Below are 15,266 nucleotides of genomic sequence, written 5' to 3'. Positions count from 1 at the left end.
ATGGAACACAGAGAACTCGACGTCGGACGACTGCTGGCGACGATCTGGCAGCTGACGAAAGAGAATATCGGCGCCGTGCTGCTGACCGGCGGAATCCTCGTCGCGCTCGGCATGATTGTCGACATCTATTTCTTCGAGGAATGGTGGGCGGACTTCACATACACAATTTCGCAGTTCGTGATTGGTTACATCCTGAGCCGGCGGCTCGCCATCGCGACGGGCCTGATGGAGGAGCCATCCAGCACGGGCTTTGGCGAGTATTTCGGCCTTTCGGTCATCTTCGGTATCGGCACCACGCTCGCGGGCTTGTTGCTCCTGATCCCCGGCATCCTGCTGACGGTGAAGTGGATGCTCGCCTTTCCGGCGCTGTTCGATGACAACAAGGGCCTGAGCGGTACGGAGCCGCTTTCGGAAAGCTGGGAGCTCACGCGGGGCCCGACATTCTGGCGGCTGTTGGCAGCCTACTTGGTCAGCCTGCTGTTGGTGGGCGTCACCTTCCTGGCCTATTGGAACTTACCGTTCGAAGAGAACGCGGCATATTACGGCATCCTCGCCGCTGGGCAGGTCGCCCTTGCGGGCAGTGTCATTTACACGATCCTGCTCGGCTACGCCTCCTATCTTGAACTGCGCGACGACAGTGCGGAGGCGGCGGAGGTGTTCGCCTGACACGGCGAGCAGGCGGTTGGTGACCTTGCACGCGCATGATTACGAACGGGCAGGGATAGATTTAGGGGGATTTTGACGTGAATGACGACGTAAGCCTGGGCAGCATCCTGTCGCGCACTTTCGGTATTGTGAGCGATGCAGGGCGCGCGACGCTTCTTTACACGCTGGTGCTTGGCGGACTGACAGCGGCAGGCATCCTGCTGGGCTATATCGATACGTCCGAACTGCGCGCAGGCTTCGGCGGCGGCTTCGTGGTCGACGAGCATACCTCGCTTGAAGCCGGTCTCTTCGAACTCGGCCTGTTCGTGCTCACGGTGGTGGGCATGTACATGGTCCTGCGCGAACAGCTTGCCAGCCAAGGCAGGCTGGGGCGCTCTTCCGGATCGTTCTGGCTGTTCCTGGGCATGTCGATCCTTGCCCTGCTGGGTGTAGGGTTAGGGCTGCTGCTGCTGGTTGTGCCGGGCCTCTTCCTGATCGTGCGCTGGTCTGCGGCCAATGGCTTCGCCGTGTCGCGCGGCCTTGGCCCGGTCGACGCACTGAAAGCGAGCTGGGAGGCGACGGACGGCCATTCCTGGTCGATCTTCTTTGCCGGTCTCATCCTGGTGTTCGGCGCTTCGATCGCTTTCGGCGTCATCATGGCCTCGATGATGGCCATCAGCGCGCAGGTCGCTGGCGTGGTGGCCGGCCTGCTCGATGCCTTCGCAGATGTGCTCAGCTACGCCTTTTCCATCGCCGTTTTCTGCGCGGTGGCGAGTGACGAGGAGGAAGCAGCAGCAGTCTTCGCCTGAGCGCCGACGCCGCGGCAAATCAGTCCGCCAGGCAGTCCGCGTCGCACAGGCGCGTCGCCTGCAGATATTCGACGGCGGACGCGGACTCCTCCCGCTGCTGCCGGTATCGGAACGCGAACTGCTTCATATGCATCGCTTCATCGCCCTTGATGACGATGGCCATGAACAGCTCGTAACCCCCGTTTGTGGGGCTCTGCGGACACATCAAGCCAAACAGTGCAGCTTCCCGCCCGTTGTGGTCGATCGCACTCGGGTCGAAGACGTTCGCGTCAGGGCATGAGGCCCGGGCCTGGTCGACCCACATCGCTGCGAAGTCTATCGCGGACCAATCCCTGTAGGAGCCGAGGGAAATGGTCGTCGCCATGCGGGTCCAGTTCTCCAGCGTCTCGCCTTCCGGGATTTCCTCCCGGATCGACTGGTCCCCCACCGTCTGGTCATGCGCCGTGTAGAAGCCTTCCAGTGGCGGCGAGACGACCCGCTCCTGCGCCGATGCGGCAGAGGCCGGCGTCAGCAGTGCGGCGGCAAAGGCGGCGAAAGCGGTGATGATGCGATCCATGCCTTGTGCGATAGCGCCATTTCGGTCAGGCGCAAATCGTCGAATTAAGGGGCAAAAACCGACATGAGCGAGAATGCGCCGTCCGTTGGCGACATGATGAAAGCGGCTTTCGCAGTAATCGCGCGGCACCCGGTGGCCTTTGCTGCCTATCTCGCTTTCGTGCTGCTGCTTGGCAACATCGGCCTGTTCACACAGGCTCTCGACGAACCGTACCTGTTCATGTTCTTGCCAACACTGCTTTGCTGGCTCGCCCAATTCCTGCTGTTCAGCCACCTTTTGAATGGCCCGATCCGCGACGGCCTGCCCTGGCGGCTGTTGCCCTCTTTCGTGGGTCAGGCCGTGATGGTCAGCCTGGCAATCAGCATGGCTATGCAGATTTTCATTGTCCCGGCGCTGCTGCTGGGTGCGCGGTGGATCGCGGCGCCCAGTTTCCTCATGCGAGCGGAAGAGGGCGCGGTTCGATCTCTGTCGCTCAGTTGGCAGGCGACAAGCGGCCTCACGATGCGCACCACCACCGCGCTGTTCGTGATGGTGCTGGTTTCGTTTGTGCTGGTGACGGTCGCGACGACGATCAGCAGCGCCCTGGGCCTTTACGAGCAGGGGATATTCGCTCTGCTCCAATTGGTGTTCGTCGGCCCGCTCGCCCTGTCGGTGGCGCTTTATGGCCTGCTGGACCGCGATTACGACGCGCTTACCGACGTTTTTGCCTGACCACGCCAAAACGCGCTTGACCATGCTCAGCAACCGCCACCACTCTCGCGCGTATACGCATACGCACACGTAAGGCCTGAAATTTAGGGACGCCCCGGAACCTCCATGCAACTTGTTATCGTAGAATCCCCCGCCAAGGCGAAGACCATCGAGAAGTATCTCGGCCCCGGCTTCAAGGTGCTGGCCAGTTACGGCCACGTCCGCGACCTTCCGCCCAAGGACGGGAGCGTGCGCCCGGACGAGGATTTCGCGATGGACTGGGAGGTCTATTCCGACAAGCGCAACCGGGAGCAGGTGAAAGCCATTTCGGACGCGGCGAAGAAATCCGACCGCCTGATCCTGGCCACTGACCCTGACCGCGAGGGCGAGGCGATCAGCTGGCACGTGTTGGACCTGCTCAAGAAGCGCAAGGCGCTGCCCGCCGATGTGCAGCGCGTGACCTTCAACGCCATCACCAAGGCCGCCGTGACGGGCGCGATGGAAAAGCCGCGCGAGCTGGACCAGGACCTGATCGACGCATATTTGGCGCGCCGGGCGCTCGATTACCTCTTCGGCTTCACGCTCAGCCCGGTGCTGTGGCGCAAGCTGCCCGGTGCCAAGAGCGCGGGCCGGGTGCAGTCCGTGGCGCTGAAGCTGATCGTGGACCGCGAGCGCGAGATCGAGGCCTTCCGCGCGGATGAATACTGGTCCGTCGTCGCCAAGATGGAGCAGGACGGCACGGCTTTCGACGCGCGCCTTGTCCGCTTCGATGGGGAGAAGCTGGAGAAGCTGACGCTCGGCAATGAAGGCAGCGCCATGGCGGCGAAGAAGGCGGTCGAGGACGGGCGCTTCACGGTGGAGGAGGTGGAGACCAAGCCCCTCAAGCGCCATCCGTCGCCGCCGTTCACCACCAGCACGCTTCAGCAGGAAGCCGCACGCAAGCTGGGCTTTTCGGCCAGCCACACAATGCGCTGTGCCCAGTCGCTGTATGAAGCGGGCGCGATCACTTACATGCGTACCGACGGCGTGCAGATGGATGGCAGCGCCATCAGTGCCGCCCGCCGCGCCATCGCGGACCGCTATGACGGGCACTACCTGCCTGAAAAGCCGCGCATGTATTCCAGCAAGGCCAAGAATGCGCAGGAAGCGCACGAGGCCATCCGGCCCACCGATTTCAGCCGCGACCGCGCCGGATCGGGGGACGAGGGCAAGCTGTATTCCCTGATCTACAAGCGCGCAATGGCGAGCCAGATGGCGGCTGCCAACCTTGAGCGCACCACCGTGACGCTGCGCGATCCCACGGGACGCCACGAGCTGCGCGCCACGGGTCAGGTCGTGAAATTCCCCGGTTTCTTCGCGGTTTACCAGGAAGGCTTCGACGACAAGGATACAGACGACGAGGACGGCCTGCTGCCCGCCATGGCCAAGGGTGACAGCCCGGCCAAGAACGGCGTGGATGCCACCCAGCACTTCACCCAGCCGCCGCCGCGCTTTGCGGAAGCGAGCCTGGTGAAGCGGCTGGAGGAGCTGGGCATCGGCCGCCCGTCCACTTACGCCTCCACCATCCAGACCCTGCGCGACCGTGATTATGTGCGGATGGAGAAAAACCGTTTCTTTGCAGAGGATTCCGGACGGCTCCTGACAGCATTTCTGGAGCGGTTCTTCCCGCGTTACGTCGCTTACGACTTCACCGCCGGCATGGAGGACGAACTCGACGAAGTCTCTGGCGGGCGCGAGGAGTGGAAGACGCTGCTCAGCCAGTTCTGGAAGGACTTCAAGCCCAAGGCCGATGAGGTCATGGAGCAGATGCCCTCCGAAGTGACCAAGGCGCTCGACGTCTACCTGGAGGATTACCTGTTCCCTGCGCGCGAGGATGGCCACAATCCGCGCTGGTGTCCGGTGTGCGCCGAGAATGGCCGCGAGGGCGGGGAGCTGCACCTGCGCGGCGGCCGTTTCGGCGCCTTCATCGGCTGCGAGAATTACCCGGAATGCAACTTCCGCCGCCGCTTCGGCCAGCCCGGGGCGGACGATGGCAGCGACGATGCTGTCATGGGCGAGGATCCCGAATCCGGCCTGCCGGTGGAGCGCAAGACGGGCCGCTTCGGTCCCTACGTCCAGCTTGGCGAGGGCAAGGAGGCCAAGCGCGCCAGCATCCCCAAAGACCTCGACGATTTCGACCTGGAATGGGCGCTGAAACTGCTCGCCCTGCCGCGCATCGTCGGCGCGCATCCGGAGACGGGGCTGGAGATCGAGGCCGCCATCGGCCGCTACGGCCCCTACCTGCGGCATGACGGCAAATACGCCAAGCTGCAGGGCACGCGCGACGTGTTCGACGTGGGCATGAACCGCGCCGTGGACCTGCTCGCCCAGGCCGCAGCACAGCGCGGCGGCGGACGGCAGAAGGCGGAACCGATCAAGACGCTCGGCAAGCATCCCACCTCCGAAGCTGAGATGAAGGTAATGCCCGGTCGCTACGGCCCCTACGTCACCGACGGCACGACCAATGCGACCATTCCCAAGGACATGAAGCCGGAGGATGTGACCGAGGCGCAGGCGATCGAGCTGATCGACGCCCGCATCGCCAAGGGCCCGGCCAAGAAGAAGGGCCGCAAGAAGGCCCCGGCCAAGAAGAAGGCTCCTGCCAAGAAGAAGCCGGCAACGAAGAAGAAGCCAGCGGCCAAGAAGACGGCCGCCAAGAAAGACGCCGACTGATGGGCAAGGAGCGTTTCGAGCGTCACAAGCAACCTTGGACGGGCGAGGAGGCGGGTCAGCTCCGCACTCTCGCCGCCAAGGGGCAGGGCCTGAAACAGATCGCCAAGGCGCTGGGGCGCAGCGAAGATTCCACCAAGGACTTCGCCAAGAAGAACAAGATCAAGGTGGCGAAAAAGCGGTAGCTCCCGCCCGGGCTATTTCACCCAGTCCAGCCCCATTTCCTCGTACATTTCGCGGTTTTCTTCCCAGCGTTCGTCCACCTTTACATGCAGGAAGAGGTGAACTTTCTGGCCGAGGATCTCGCTGAGTTCCTTGCGCGCGGCCTCGCCGATTTCGCGAATGCGGGCGCCGCCCTTGCCGAGCACGATCGGCTTGTGGCTTTCGCGGCCGATCACGATCTGCTGGCGGATTTCCACGCTGCCATCCTTGCGCGGAGTGTAGCTTTCCGGTCGCACGGCGGCGGCATAGGGCAGCTCGTCATGCAGCTGGCGATACAGCTGTTCGCGGGTGATCTCCGTCGCCATCAGGCGCTCGCTGGCGTCGCTGACCTGGTCGTCCGGGTAATGCCACGGGCCTGCGGGCATCAGGCCCGCGACATGCGCCTTGAGTTCCGGCACGCCGTCGCCCGTTTCGGCGGACACGAAGAAGATTTCATCGAAGGCGACCTTGCCTGAAAGCTCCTGCGCCAAGGCGAGAAGCGGTTCCTTCACTGCCTTGTCCACCTTGTTCAGCACCAGCAGCTTACGCTCCGGACGGTCCTTCAGCGCCTCCAGCAGCGGCTCCAGCTCGTGCCGGCGCTGCTTGATCGGGTCCACCACCAGCAGGATGGCATCGGCGGATGTCGTACCTTCCCACGCGGCGTTGACCATGGCCCGGTCCAACCGGCGCTTGGGAGCGAAGATGCCGGGCGTGTCCACCAGGATAATCTGTGTGTCGAACTGATCGTCCTTGGCCAGCGCGATGCCCAGAAGGCGGGCACGGGTCGTCTGCGCCTTGTGGCTGACGATGGCGACCTTCTGCCCCACCAGCTGGTTGACCAGCGTGGACTTGCCCGCATTGGGCGCCCCGATGATGGCGGCGACACCGCATTTCTGCTTGTTGTCGGTCATCCGTATTGCTCCATGAAAGCCTTTGCCGCTGCGGTTTCGGCTTCCTGCTTGCTATCGGCGGTGGCTTCCGCTTCACCCACATTCTTCACGCTCACCCGCACGGTGAAGCGCGAGGCGTGGTCGGGGCCAGAGCGGTCGACGAGTTCGTATTCCGGGCCCTTGCGCTGGTTGCCTGCCGCCCATTCCTGCAGTGCGGACTTGGGATGTTTCATCCGGCCCGTGCCGCCTTCCAGCAGCGGCTGCCACAGCACGTGGATCAGGTCGCGCGTGGCATCGAAGCCCGCTTCGTTGAAATTGGCGCCCAGCAGGCTTTCCATGATGTCGCCCAGGACGTTGACGCTGTCCGCCGCGCCATCGTCGCGGGCCTGCTTGCCCAGCCGGACATGGCCTGCTGCGCCAAGGTCGCGTGCCACCTGCGCGCAGGCCTGCTTGGAGACGAGGGCATTCAGGCGCTGGGCCAGCTTGCCTTCCGCCGCCGGATTGTTGGCGAACAGCCATGCGGCCACGGTCAGGCCCAGCACGCGGTCACCCAGGAATTCCAGCCGTTGGTAATCCACCTCTTCCGCGCGGCTGCCATGCGTAAGCGCTTCCAGCCACACGGCCTCGTCGCGCACGGTGAAGCCGGATGCGTCCAGCCACTTGCGCGTATCGCCTTCAAGGCTGCTCACAGGCCATCCCCGATGCGGCTGCCGCGCGCGGCGGTGAACCATGTCCACGGCTTGATCCAGCTGGCGCTGCCATCGGTGGAGAAGGCGATGAAGCTGGCGCGCCCGACGATGTTTTCCGCCGGCAGGTAACCGACGCCGAAGTCCGCCTCGGCAGGGAAGCGGCTGTCGAGCGAGCTGTCGCGGTTGTCGCCCATCACGAAGACGTGGCCTTCGGGCACGATCTGCGGCGTGGTCTCGTCCGGGTTCACGCCCCAGCGATTGAGGCCGGTATCGGCCCCGAAATCGAGCACGTTGTAACTGCGTCCGCCGGGCAGCGTTTCCTTGAACTGCGGGTAGCTGCAGATGGTGGTCCCACCGCGCAGCTCCACAAAGCGCTGGTCGCGGCACAGCGTGTTGGGGCTCGCCTCGACCTCGAAATTGGCGATCCGCTGCTTGGGGATCGCCTCGCCGTTCAGGAACAGCTGGCCGCCGCGCATCTGGACGGTGTCGCCGGGCAGGCCGATAACGCGCTTGATGTAATCCTGCCGGTCGACGGGATGCTTGAAGACCACCACGTCGCCGCGATCGGGCAGGGCATCGGGCACGCGCCCGTCCCACAGCTCGATATCGAAGGGCATGCTGGCCTGCGAATAGCCATAGGGCCATTTGGCGGTGAACAGGTAATCGCCCACCATCAGGCGCGGCAGCATGCTCTCGCTGGGAATGGAGAAGGTGGCGAAAACGAAGGTGCGGAAGATCAGCACCACCACGATCAGTTTCAAAAGGAAAACGGCGAAGCTGCCTTCTTCCTTCTTCTTCGGGGTCGTTTCTGCCTCTGCGCCTTCGGCGGGCGTGGTGTCTTTGGTGGTATCCATCGGGCAAGGTGCATGTTTCCTGCCGCCTTTGCGGTCAAGCGATTTACCGGCAGGAAGGGGCAGAACCGGGTTTATTTCAGGCCGCCAAGCCCGTAGCGACGCTGGCGAACCCGATACGGAGCAAACACCCCATGACCGACGCCCGCGACGCCGCCTGGAAGAAGCTGGACCTGCATCCCGATCCGCGCCTGCAAGCGATGTTCGCCGCCGATCCCGACCGGCTGGCCAAGCTGTCGGCCCGGCTGGAGCTGGGCGACGGGTCGGAAGATGCACCCGGCGGCATCCTGTTCGACTGGTCGAAGACGCATCTGACCGATGAGCTGATGACCGATTTCGAGGCTCTGGCCGAGGCATCGGACTTCGCCGGCATGCGCGCGAAATTGTTCTCCGGCGAAGTGGTAAATCCCACGGAAGGCCGCGCGGCGGAACACACCGCCCTGCGCGGCGTGGGCAAGGACGCCAGCGTGGAAGAGGCGGACGCTCTTCGCCGCCGCATGGGCCTGCTGGTGAACGCCATCCACGACGGCGCGCTGGGCGATGTGAAGCACCTGATCCACATTGGAATCGGCGGCAGCGCGCTGGGCCCGGCGCTGGCGGTGGATGCCCTTGCGCGTGACCTTGCCAAGGTGGACGTGCATGTCGTCTCCAACATCGATGGCGTCGCACTGGAGGAGGCCTTTGCCGCCTGCGACCCGCAAACCACCATGATCGCGGTGGCCAGCAAGACCTTCACCACGATCGAGACGATGACGAATGCGGCCTCGGCGCTGAATTGGCTGAAGCAGCAGGGCGTGGACGACCCTTCCGGCCGCGTCGTGGCGCTTACTGCCAATCCGGACGCGGCGGTGGAATGGGGCGTCGATGAAACCCGCATCCTGCCCTTTGGCGAGAGCGTGGGCGGGCGCTATTCCATCTGGTCCAGCATCGGATTCCCGGTAGCCATGGCCATCGGCATGGAGGAATTCGAACAGATGCTGGCCGGCGCGCGAGCGGTGGACGAGCATTTCCGCGACGCCGATGGCCGGGCCAATCTGCCGCTGCGCGCCGCCTTCGCAGACCTGTATTACAGCCGCATCAAGGGTGCGCAGACCCGCGCGGTCTTCGCCTATGACGAGCGGCTTGGCCTGTTCCCGGACTATCTCCAGCAGCTGGAAATGGAATCAAACGGCAAGGCGGTGATGGCCGACGGCACGCCGCTGGATGGTGAGAGCGCGCCCATCACCTGGGGCGGCGTCGGCACGGATGCGCAGCACGCGGTGTTCCAGCTGCTGCACCAGGGCACGCGGCTGGTGCCGGTGGACTTCATCGCCAGCATCGCCCCGGGCGATATGCTGGATGCAGCGCACCACCGGATCCTGCTTATGAATTGCTTCGCGCAAGGCGCGGCCCTGATGGCCGGCAAGGAGAGCGAGGATGCGGCGCGCGCCTATCCGGGTGATCGGCCGTCCGCCACCATCCTGTGCGACGATCTGGACCCCGCCACGCTGGGTGCGCTGATCGCGTTCCACGAGCACCGCACCTTTGCCGCCGCGGTGTTGTTGGGGATCAACCCCTTCGACCAGTTCGGCGTGGAACTGGGCAAACAGATTGCCAAGCAGATCGAAGCAGGCGATGTGACATTCGACCCCAGCACCCAGGCGCTGCTGACTGCCGCGGGCCTCTCTGGCTGAGATGAAACCAAGGATTTGAAGAGATGATCGTTACTATCGGCACGGCCATGGCGCTCGCAGCGGCAGGCACATTCGGTGACCCCGGCTTCCCCACGCAGGAGGAAGTGCTGGCCTGCCAGGAGCCGGTGTCCATGGTGATGGCAACGACCATCATCGAGGTCGAGCAGAACAAGGACAACCCGGACCCGGACATGGTCGCGATGTCCGACCGCGCAGGCCTGGCAAATGCCAAGCTGCTGGCGTGGGAGCAGTATTATGCCGGCTACCTGTTCGACCACCCCGAGTTCGAAGAGCGCGCAAAGGCCCGCAACAAGGTGCTCGCAACCGCGTCATTCGAATGGCTGCGCGCCACGGACAAGACCGAAGCGGAAATGGCCGGCATCAAGGGCACGGTCGCCAAGGCCTTCGAATGCATCGCCATGACCGAAGCGCACGACTTCGTCGCCCGGTCGGCCGGTTGAGCTAGTTCTTGCCGAGTACGTCGCTGAATTTGTCGTCGAACTTGATGTAGCCGCCCTGCCAGCCGTTTGGCAGGCGAATGAACGTCAGGTGCCAGCGTGTGATCATCCGGTCATGCTGGCAAAGGTATCTATAGCTTGCGAGCAGGGTGGCAGCGCTTTCCTGCTGGTAGACGTGGCACTCGCGGAGCGGCCCATACAGCGTGATTGCGTTGTCGAACTGCCTTTCAAGGTCTGACAGCGCAACTGGCTTGATCAGGCTTTGCCCGGCTTTCACGAACAATGCCTCCAGCGCCTCCCCGGTCCGCCCTTCTTTCATCCGGGCGAAGAAAGCCTCGCGGATCGGCGCAGTGGCAGCGTCGGCGTCGGCCGTGTTTTCGGTTGCGGCAGCATCCTGCGCGGCGGCCGGTGTGGCTGTCAGTGCCATTGGTGCAAGGGCCAGGGTCGCTGCGAGCCATTTGCCGGACATATCGGTCTCCTCAATGCGCTTGTAATTGTTCGCCCATGAAGGCGGCCACGTCGCTTAGCGCCACTTCGCGGTCCAGATAGGCCTCGCCGATGGAGCGGAGCAGGACGAAGGGCAGGGTGCCTGCGTCCATCTTCTTGTCGTGCAGCATATGGGCGACGAGCGCCTCGCCGCCGCTATCTATGCCGAGCGCGCTGATTTCGGACGGCAGGCCCGCGGCGTCCACGGCCTGTGTGACACGTGCGGCATCCTCCAGCGAAAGATTGCCGATGCGTGCGGAGTAGCGCGCGGCCAGCACCATGCCCAGCGCCACCGCCTCGCCATGCAGCAGGCGGTCGGAGAAGCCGGTTTCCGCTTCCAGCGCATGGCCGAAGGTGTGGCCAAGGTTCAGCAGCGCACGCGTGCCGCTCGTCTCGCGCTCATCCTGCGCCACGATGCGCGCCTTGGCTGCCACGCTGCTTTCGACGGCATATGCCTGCGCCCGCACATCTCCGCCGATGACGTCCGCGCCGTTTTCCAGGCACCAGTCGAAGAAGCCGGCATCGCCAAGCACGCCGTATTTCAGCACTTCGGCATAGCCTGCGCGCAGCTCACGGGCGGGCAGGGTGGCCAGCGCGCCAAGGTCGGCCAGCACCAGCGATGGCTGGTGGAAGGCCCCGATCAGGTTCTTGCCCGCCGCCGTGTTGATTGCCGTCTTCCCGCCCACGGAGCTGTCCACCTGTGCCAGCAGCGTGGTGGGCAGCTGGATGAAGCCGCAGCCGCGTTTCAGCATGCTGCACGCAAAGCCGACGAGGTCCCCGATCACGCCGCCGCCCAGCGCCAGCACATGATCGCCGCGCTCGACTTCCTCGGCCAGCAGCCAGTCGGTCACGCGTTGCAGGCCCTGCCAGCTCTTGGCCGATTCGCCCGGGTCCAGCACCAGCCAGCGCGGCTGCTTGCCTGCCGCCGCCAGCGAGGCGGACAGCGTATCCTGCCACTGCGCCGCGACATTGGCATCGGTAACGATCGGGACGCGGTCCTTGCGCAGCAGCGCCCCGCAATGGGTCGCCGCGTCCTGCAGCAGGCCTTCGCCCACGCGCACTTCGTAAGATCGGCCGGCGAGTTCGACCGGGATTACAGCCATTGTTGCAGTGCCTTCGCTATCCTGAGCGCCGCATCGCCGTGCGGCCCGGGGCTGCTGGTGACATGGACCGGGGCCTTCGCATAGTGGCTTTCCCGCTCCGCCTTCAGCCGGGTCACGATTTCCTTCGGGTCGCCCTGCCGCAGCAGCGGGCGGGTATCGCGCCGCGTCACACGCTCCACCAGCACATCCGTCTCGCAATCGAGCCATACGGCGATGCCGCGCTGCAAGATGAGGTCGCGCGTATCTTCCTGCACGAAAGCCCCGCCGCCGGTGGCCAGCACGCGCGGCCCTTCCTCCAGCAGGCGCATGATCACGCGGCGTTCCCCGTCGCGGAAATAGGCCTCGCCATATTCCTCGAAGATCTCGCTCACGCTCATCTGGGCGGCCTGTTCGATCTCGTCATCGGCATCCGCGAAGTCCAGGTCCAGCAGCGCCGCCAGCCGCCGCCCCACGGTGGATTTGCCCACGCCCATCATGCCCACCAGCACCACGGGCCGGTCCAGCCGCGCGGCCAGGCCCGCCAGTTCGGCCGGGTCCATCCGCAAATTGTCGGGAGAAGCGGGATCGGTCATTGCCGCATTGTCTATACTTGCGCTAACCCGCTTTGCCTACCGCCCGCACGGCGGATCGGCCCGCATCGGGCACGGGAACTGGATTGATGGGACTACGCACTTTGATCATCGCCTTGGCTGCTATCGCCCTGTTCGTATTGCTGCTGGCCTGGCTGGACGGCGGACAGGTGGAGCTGCGCCCGATCGAACAGGATGTCGACCTTGGTCCGGGAGAGCCGGTATGAACGGGATGATCAGGCCGCGCCACGCCTTTGCAGGCGCAGTGCTGCTGGCAAGCTCCGCCATGGCGCTCGCCGCACCGGAATCGCTGCTTCCGCCCAACATGGCGGGGCCGACGCCCGCGCCGACAGCCGCGCCTGCTCCTGCGCCAGCGCCTGCGACCACTTCCTCGCCGGTCGTGCAGCCCCTGCCGGGCGACAATGCCGGTGGCGGCTCTTCGAGCAGCGCGCCCTCGCGCGGCAGTGCCGTGGTCCTGCCGCCCGGCTTCCCGACGCTGGAGGAGCTGGAGCGGATGGAGGATGAGGAGATCGACCGCGTCCTCGGCCTGAAGCCCGATTTCGATACGCCGCCCGCCGCCCAGCGCGCCCTGCGCCAGGTTGGCGTGATCGGCCCTGAAGAGGGCGGCTTCCCGGTGGCCGCACTGGCCGGCCAGCCCGCCACGCTGGTCGCCGCGCTGGTCGGGGAAAACAGCGGAGACCTCGTGTCTCGCTGGGGACATATATTGATGCGCCGCACGCTGGCCAGCCGCATGGATGCGCCGGACGGGATGGGCCCCATCGCCTTCGCTGCCGGCCGCGCCGCGCTGCTGGGCCGCATGGGGGAAAGCATGGTGGCCAGAGCGCTGGTACAGGATGTGGACACGCGCAACTACAATGCGGCGCTGTCCGGCGTTGCGCTGAACTCCTACCTGATGACGGGCGACGTGCTGGGGATCTGCGCTGCGCGCCAGCTCAACCCCGAAGTGCGCGACGATGCCAGCTGGCAGATCGCAGGCGCGCTGTGCACCGCTTATCGCGGCGATGCACGCGCGGCCGACCGCCGCCTGACCGGACTGATGCGCGAAGACGAGATCACCGACATCTCCGGCTTTTTAGCGCAGCGATACGCCGGGGCCGCTGGCGAAGGCCGGCAGGCCGTCACCATCGAGTGGGACGGCGTAGAGCGGCTGACGCCGTGGTCTTATTCGCTGGCCCGCACGCTGGGCGTGGAGATACCGGCAAACCTGCGCCAAGATGCCGATCCGGCCTTCGATTATGCGGATGTACTGATCCCCGCCACGCCGCTGGCCGACCGGGTCGCCGCATCGGGCAGGGCGGCGGAGCGGGGCATCCTGTCCTCTGCCGCCATGGTGGACCTGTATTCACAGGCTTACGCAGCGCAGGACTTCCCGGACAAGGCACCCGCCCGCGCGCTGCGCCGCGCCTATGTGGGGGAAACGAATGCCGATCGCCTTTCCGCCATGCGCGAATTGTGGGGCGAAGGCACGCCCGACTATGGCATGCTGGTGCTGACCGCCACGGCGGCCGCGCGCCTGCCGGTCGATGGTGAACTGGAAGAAGATGCGCCCTGGCTCATCGCCTCAATGCTGTCTGCCGGGCTGGACCGCAACGCCATGCGCTGGGGCAGCGTCGTGAACGAAGGCTCGCTGGGCTGGGCGCTCTTGGCGCTGGCCCAGCTGGAGCGGGATTCCCCGGTCGACGACGGCGCGCTCAGCGATTTCATCGGCGATGACGAGAGCGAGGGTCAGCGCAAGGCGAAGTTCCTCGTCGCCGGCCTGGCAGGTCTGGGCCGCCTCGACCCGGCAGACGCTGCCGATGCGGCGGAGCAGCTGGGGCTGGATTTCACGCGCGAAACGCCATGGAGCCGCGCCATCGGTCAGGCGGCGCAATATGGCAATGCGCCCCTGGTCGCGCTGCTGGCAGGCCTGGGCATGCAGGGCAGCGGCTGGGAAGCAATGACCGGGCGGCACCTCTTCCACATCGTGCGCGCGCTCGACACGGTGGGCCTGTCCGCCGAGGCGCGCATGATCGCCGCGGAAGGTGTCACAAGGGGCTGATGGCCGGGGAAGTCGATAGCTTCCTCGCCATGCTCGCGGCGGAACGCGGTGCGGCGGCCAATACGATTGCAGCCTATCGCCGGGACCTGGAGCAGGCCGACAGCCTGACCGGCGGAATTGCGGGCGCGGACCGCGCTGCTCTGGAGAGACTGGGCGGGAAATGGGCGCAGCTGGCGCCCAGCACGCTGGCGCGCAAATCCTCTACGCTGCGGCAATTTTTTGCCTTCCTGCAGGACGACGGGCTGCGGGACGACGATCCCTCCGGCGCGCTGCCACGCCCGGCTGCGCGGCGTCCGCTGCCCAAGATCCTCGACCACGCGCAGGTGGAGGCGCTGTTCCACCGCGCCGAGGAAGACGCAGCATCGGGCAAGCCGCCTGCCATCCGCCTGCTGTGCCTGCTTGAGCTGCTATACGGATCGGGCCTGCGCGCGACGGAGCTGGTCTCGCTGCCGCTGTCGGCCGTGCCGCGCGATGCGCCTTTCCTGACCGTGACGGGGAAGGGCGGCCAGCAGCGCATGGTCCCGGTGTCCGGCCGTGCCAAGGAGGCGCTCGCCCGATGGCTGGATGTGCGCGGCGAAGGGCGCTTCCTGTTTCCCTCGCGCGGGGACAAGCACCTGACCCGCGTGCGCCTGTTCCAGCTGCTGAAGGATCTGGCTGCGCGCGCCGGCCTGGATCCGGCCAAGGTCAGCCCGCACGTCCTGCGCCATGCCTTTGCGACTCACCTGCTGGAAGGCGGAGCGGACCTGCGCGTGCTGCAGACCCTGCTCGGCCATGCGGACATCGCGACCACGCAGATTTACACGCATGTCGATTCCGCCCGCCTGGTCGCGCTGGTGAATGAGCGGCACCCGCTTGCGCGCAAGGGCCAGCGGGGTTAG

The 15,266-nt window shown here is 65.5% G+C and carries 17 protein-coding genes; 10 read left to right on the top strand and 7 right to left on the bottom strand.

Annotated elements, in window-relative coordinates:
- Both A6F65_RS09435 and A6F65_RS09430 read left to right on the top strand, forming a co-directional pair.
- Complete coding sequence (locus A6F65_RS09435) at nucleotides 1–666, top strand: hypothetical protein (protein WP_067788130.1); 666 nt, start codon at nucleotides 1–3, stop codon at nucleotides 664–666.
- A gap of 77 nt (nucleotides 667–743) precedes the next feature.
- Nucleotides 744–1,454, top strand: a complete 711-nt coding sequence (locus A6F65_RS09430; RefSeq protein ID WP_067788127.1) for a hypothetical protein — start codon at nucleotides 744–746, stop codon at nucleotides 1,452–1,454.
- Between the two features lie 19 nt (nucleotides 1,455–1,473).
- Here the strand turns inward: A6F65_RS09430 and A6F65_RS09425 are convergent, their stop codons facing one another.
- The gene (locus tag A6F65_RS09425) at nucleotides 1,474–2,010 is read right to left on the bottom strand and encodes a hypothetical protein (protein WP_067788125.1); all 537 of its coding nucleotides are present in this window, start codon (nucleotides 2,008–2,010) and stop codon (nucleotides 1,474–1,476) included.
- A gap of 63 nt (nucleotides 2,011–2,073) precedes the next feature.
- On the opposite strand from A6F65_RS09425, the gene A6F65_RS09420 reads away from it, so the two are divergent.
- The 3 genes from A6F65_RS09420 (at nucleotide 2,074) to A6F65_RS09410 (ending at nucleotide 5,594) form a co-directional block, all read left to right on the top strand.
- Nucleotides 2,074–2,721 carry a hypothetical protein gene (locus A6F65_RS09420; RefSeq protein ID WP_067788123.1) on the top strand — a complete coding sequence of 216 codons (648 nt, stop codon included), beginning with the start codon at nucleotides 2,074–2,076 and terminating at the stop codon, nucleotides 2,719–2,721.
- 105 nt (nucleotides 2,722–2,826) lie between these two features.
- The gene (gene topA / locus A6F65_RS09415; RefSeq protein ID WP_067788121.1) at nucleotides 2,827–5,412 is read left to right on the top strand and encodes a type I DNA topoisomerase; all 2,586 of its coding nucleotides are present in this window, start codon (nucleotides 2,827–2,829) and stop codon (nucleotides 5,410–5,412) included.
- Nucleotides 5,412–5,594: a hypothetical protein gene (locus tag A6F65_RS09410; RefSeq protein WP_067788120.1), complete on the top strand. Its 183-nt coding sequence runs from the start codon at nucleotides 5,412–5,414 to the stop codon at nucleotides 5,592–5,594. The genes topA and A6F65_RS09410 overlap by 1 nt, the downstream gene beginning before the upstream one ends.
- A gap of 12 nt (nucleotides 5,595–5,606) precedes the next feature.
- Here A6F65_RS09410 and era read toward each other — a convergent pair whose 3' ends face one another.
- From era to lepB, 3 genes are read right to left on the bottom strand one after another with little or no spacing between them, the layout of a single operon-like run.
- Nucleotides 5,607–6,521 carry a GTPase Era gene (era, locus tag A6F65_RS09405; RefSeq protein WP_067788118.1) on the bottom strand — a complete coding sequence of 305 codons (915 nt, stop codon included), beginning with the start codon at nucleotides 6,519–6,521 and terminating at the stop codon, nucleotides 5,607–5,609.
- Nucleotides 6,518–7,189 carry a ribonuclease III gene (gene rnc / locus A6F65_RS09400; RefSeq protein ID WP_237164803.1) on the bottom strand — a complete coding sequence of 224 codons (672 nt, stop codon included), beginning with the start codon at nucleotides 7,187–7,189 and terminating at the stop codon, nucleotides 6,518–6,520. Before rnc ends, era begins: the two co-directional genes overlap by 4 nt.
- Complete coding sequence (gene lepB / locus A6F65_RS09395) at nucleotides 7,186–8,043, bottom strand: signal peptidase I (protein WP_067788116.1); 858 nt, start codon at nucleotides 8,041–8,043, stop codon at nucleotides 7,186–7,188. The genes rnc and lepB overlap by 4 nt, the downstream gene beginning before the upstream one ends.
- A 131-nt stretch (nucleotides 8,044–8,174) precedes the next feature.
- On the opposite strand from lepB, the gene pgi reads away from it, so the two are divergent.
- Together pgi and A6F65_RS09385 are read left to right on the top strand one after the other, a co-directional pair.
- Complete coding sequence (gene pgi / locus A6F65_RS09390) at nucleotides 8,175–9,713, top strand: glucose-6-phosphate isomerase (protein ID WP_067788114.1); 1,539 nt, start codon at nucleotides 8,175–8,177, stop codon at nucleotides 9,711–9,713.
- 23 nt (nucleotides 9,714–9,736) lie between these two features.
- On the top strand, nucleotides 9,737–10,174 hold the full coding sequence (locus A6F65_RS09385; RefSeq protein ID WP_067788112.1) for a hypothetical protein: 438 nt from the start codon (nucleotides 9,737–9,739) through the stop codon (nucleotides 10,172–10,174).
- Between the two features lies 1 nt (nucleotide 10,175).
- Here the strand turns inward: A6F65_RS09385 and A6F65_RS09380 are convergent, their stop codons facing one another.
- From A6F65_RS09380 to A6F65_RS09370, 3 genes are read right to left on the bottom strand one after another with little or no spacing between them, the layout of a single operon-like run.
- A complete protein-coding gene (locus tag A6F65_RS09380; protein ID WP_157093109.1) occupies nucleotides 10,176–10,598 on the bottom strand; it encodes a hypothetical protein in 423 nt (140 codons plus the stop codon).
- A gap of 52 nt (nucleotides 10,599–10,650) precedes the next feature.
- Entirely contained in the window at nucleotides 10,651–11,760 is a 1,110-nt protein-coding gene (aroB, locus tag A6F65_RS09375; RefSeq protein WP_067788108.1) for a 3-dehydroquinate synthase, read from the bottom strand.
- Nucleotides 11,751–12,332, bottom strand: a complete 582-nt coding sequence (locus tag A6F65_RS09370; RefSeq protein ID WP_067788106.1) for a shikimate kinase — start codon at nucleotides 12,330–12,332, stop codon at nucleotides 11,751–11,753. Before A6F65_RS09370 ends, aroB begins: the two co-directional genes overlap by 10 nt.
- 86 nt (nucleotides 12,333–12,418) lie before the next feature.
- Between A6F65_RS09370 and A6F65_RS12925 the strand changes: the two genes are divergently transcribed.
- The 3 genes from A6F65_RS12925 to A6F65_RS09360 are packed head-to-tail and all read left to right on the top strand — an operon-like array spanning nucleotide 12,419 to nucleotide 15,266.
- Nucleotides 12,419–12,556 carry a hypothetical protein gene (locus tag A6F65_RS12925; protein WP_157093108.1) on the top strand — a complete coding sequence of 46 codons (138 nt, stop codon included), beginning with the start codon at nucleotides 12,419–12,421 and terminating at the stop codon, nucleotides 12,554–12,556.
- On the top strand, nucleotides 12,553–14,388 hold the full coding sequence (locus A6F65_RS09365; protein WP_067788103.1) for a hypothetical protein: 1,836 nt from the start codon (nucleotides 12,553–12,555) through the stop codon (nucleotides 14,386–14,388). The genes A6F65_RS12925 and A6F65_RS09365 overlap by 4 nt, the downstream gene beginning before the upstream one ends.
- Nucleotides 14,388–15,266, top strand: coding sequence for a tyrosine recombinase (locus tag A6F65_RS09360; protein WP_067788101.1), 879 nt, complete (start codon nucleotides 14,388–14,390; stop codon nucleotides 15,264–15,266). The genes A6F65_RS09365 and A6F65_RS09360 overlap by 1 nt, the downstream gene beginning before the upstream one ends.

It is taken from the genome of Paraurantiacibacter namhicola (assembly GCF_001687545.1).
In the GTDB taxonomy this organism is placed as follows: domain Bacteria; phylum Pseudomonadota; class Alphaproteobacteria; order Sphingomonadales; family Sphingomonadaceae; genus Paraurantiacibacter; species Paraurantiacibacter namhicola.
The sequence above is the reverse complement of the archived record's forward strand: the minus strand, read 5'-3'. Positions and strand labels throughout refer to the sequence as shown.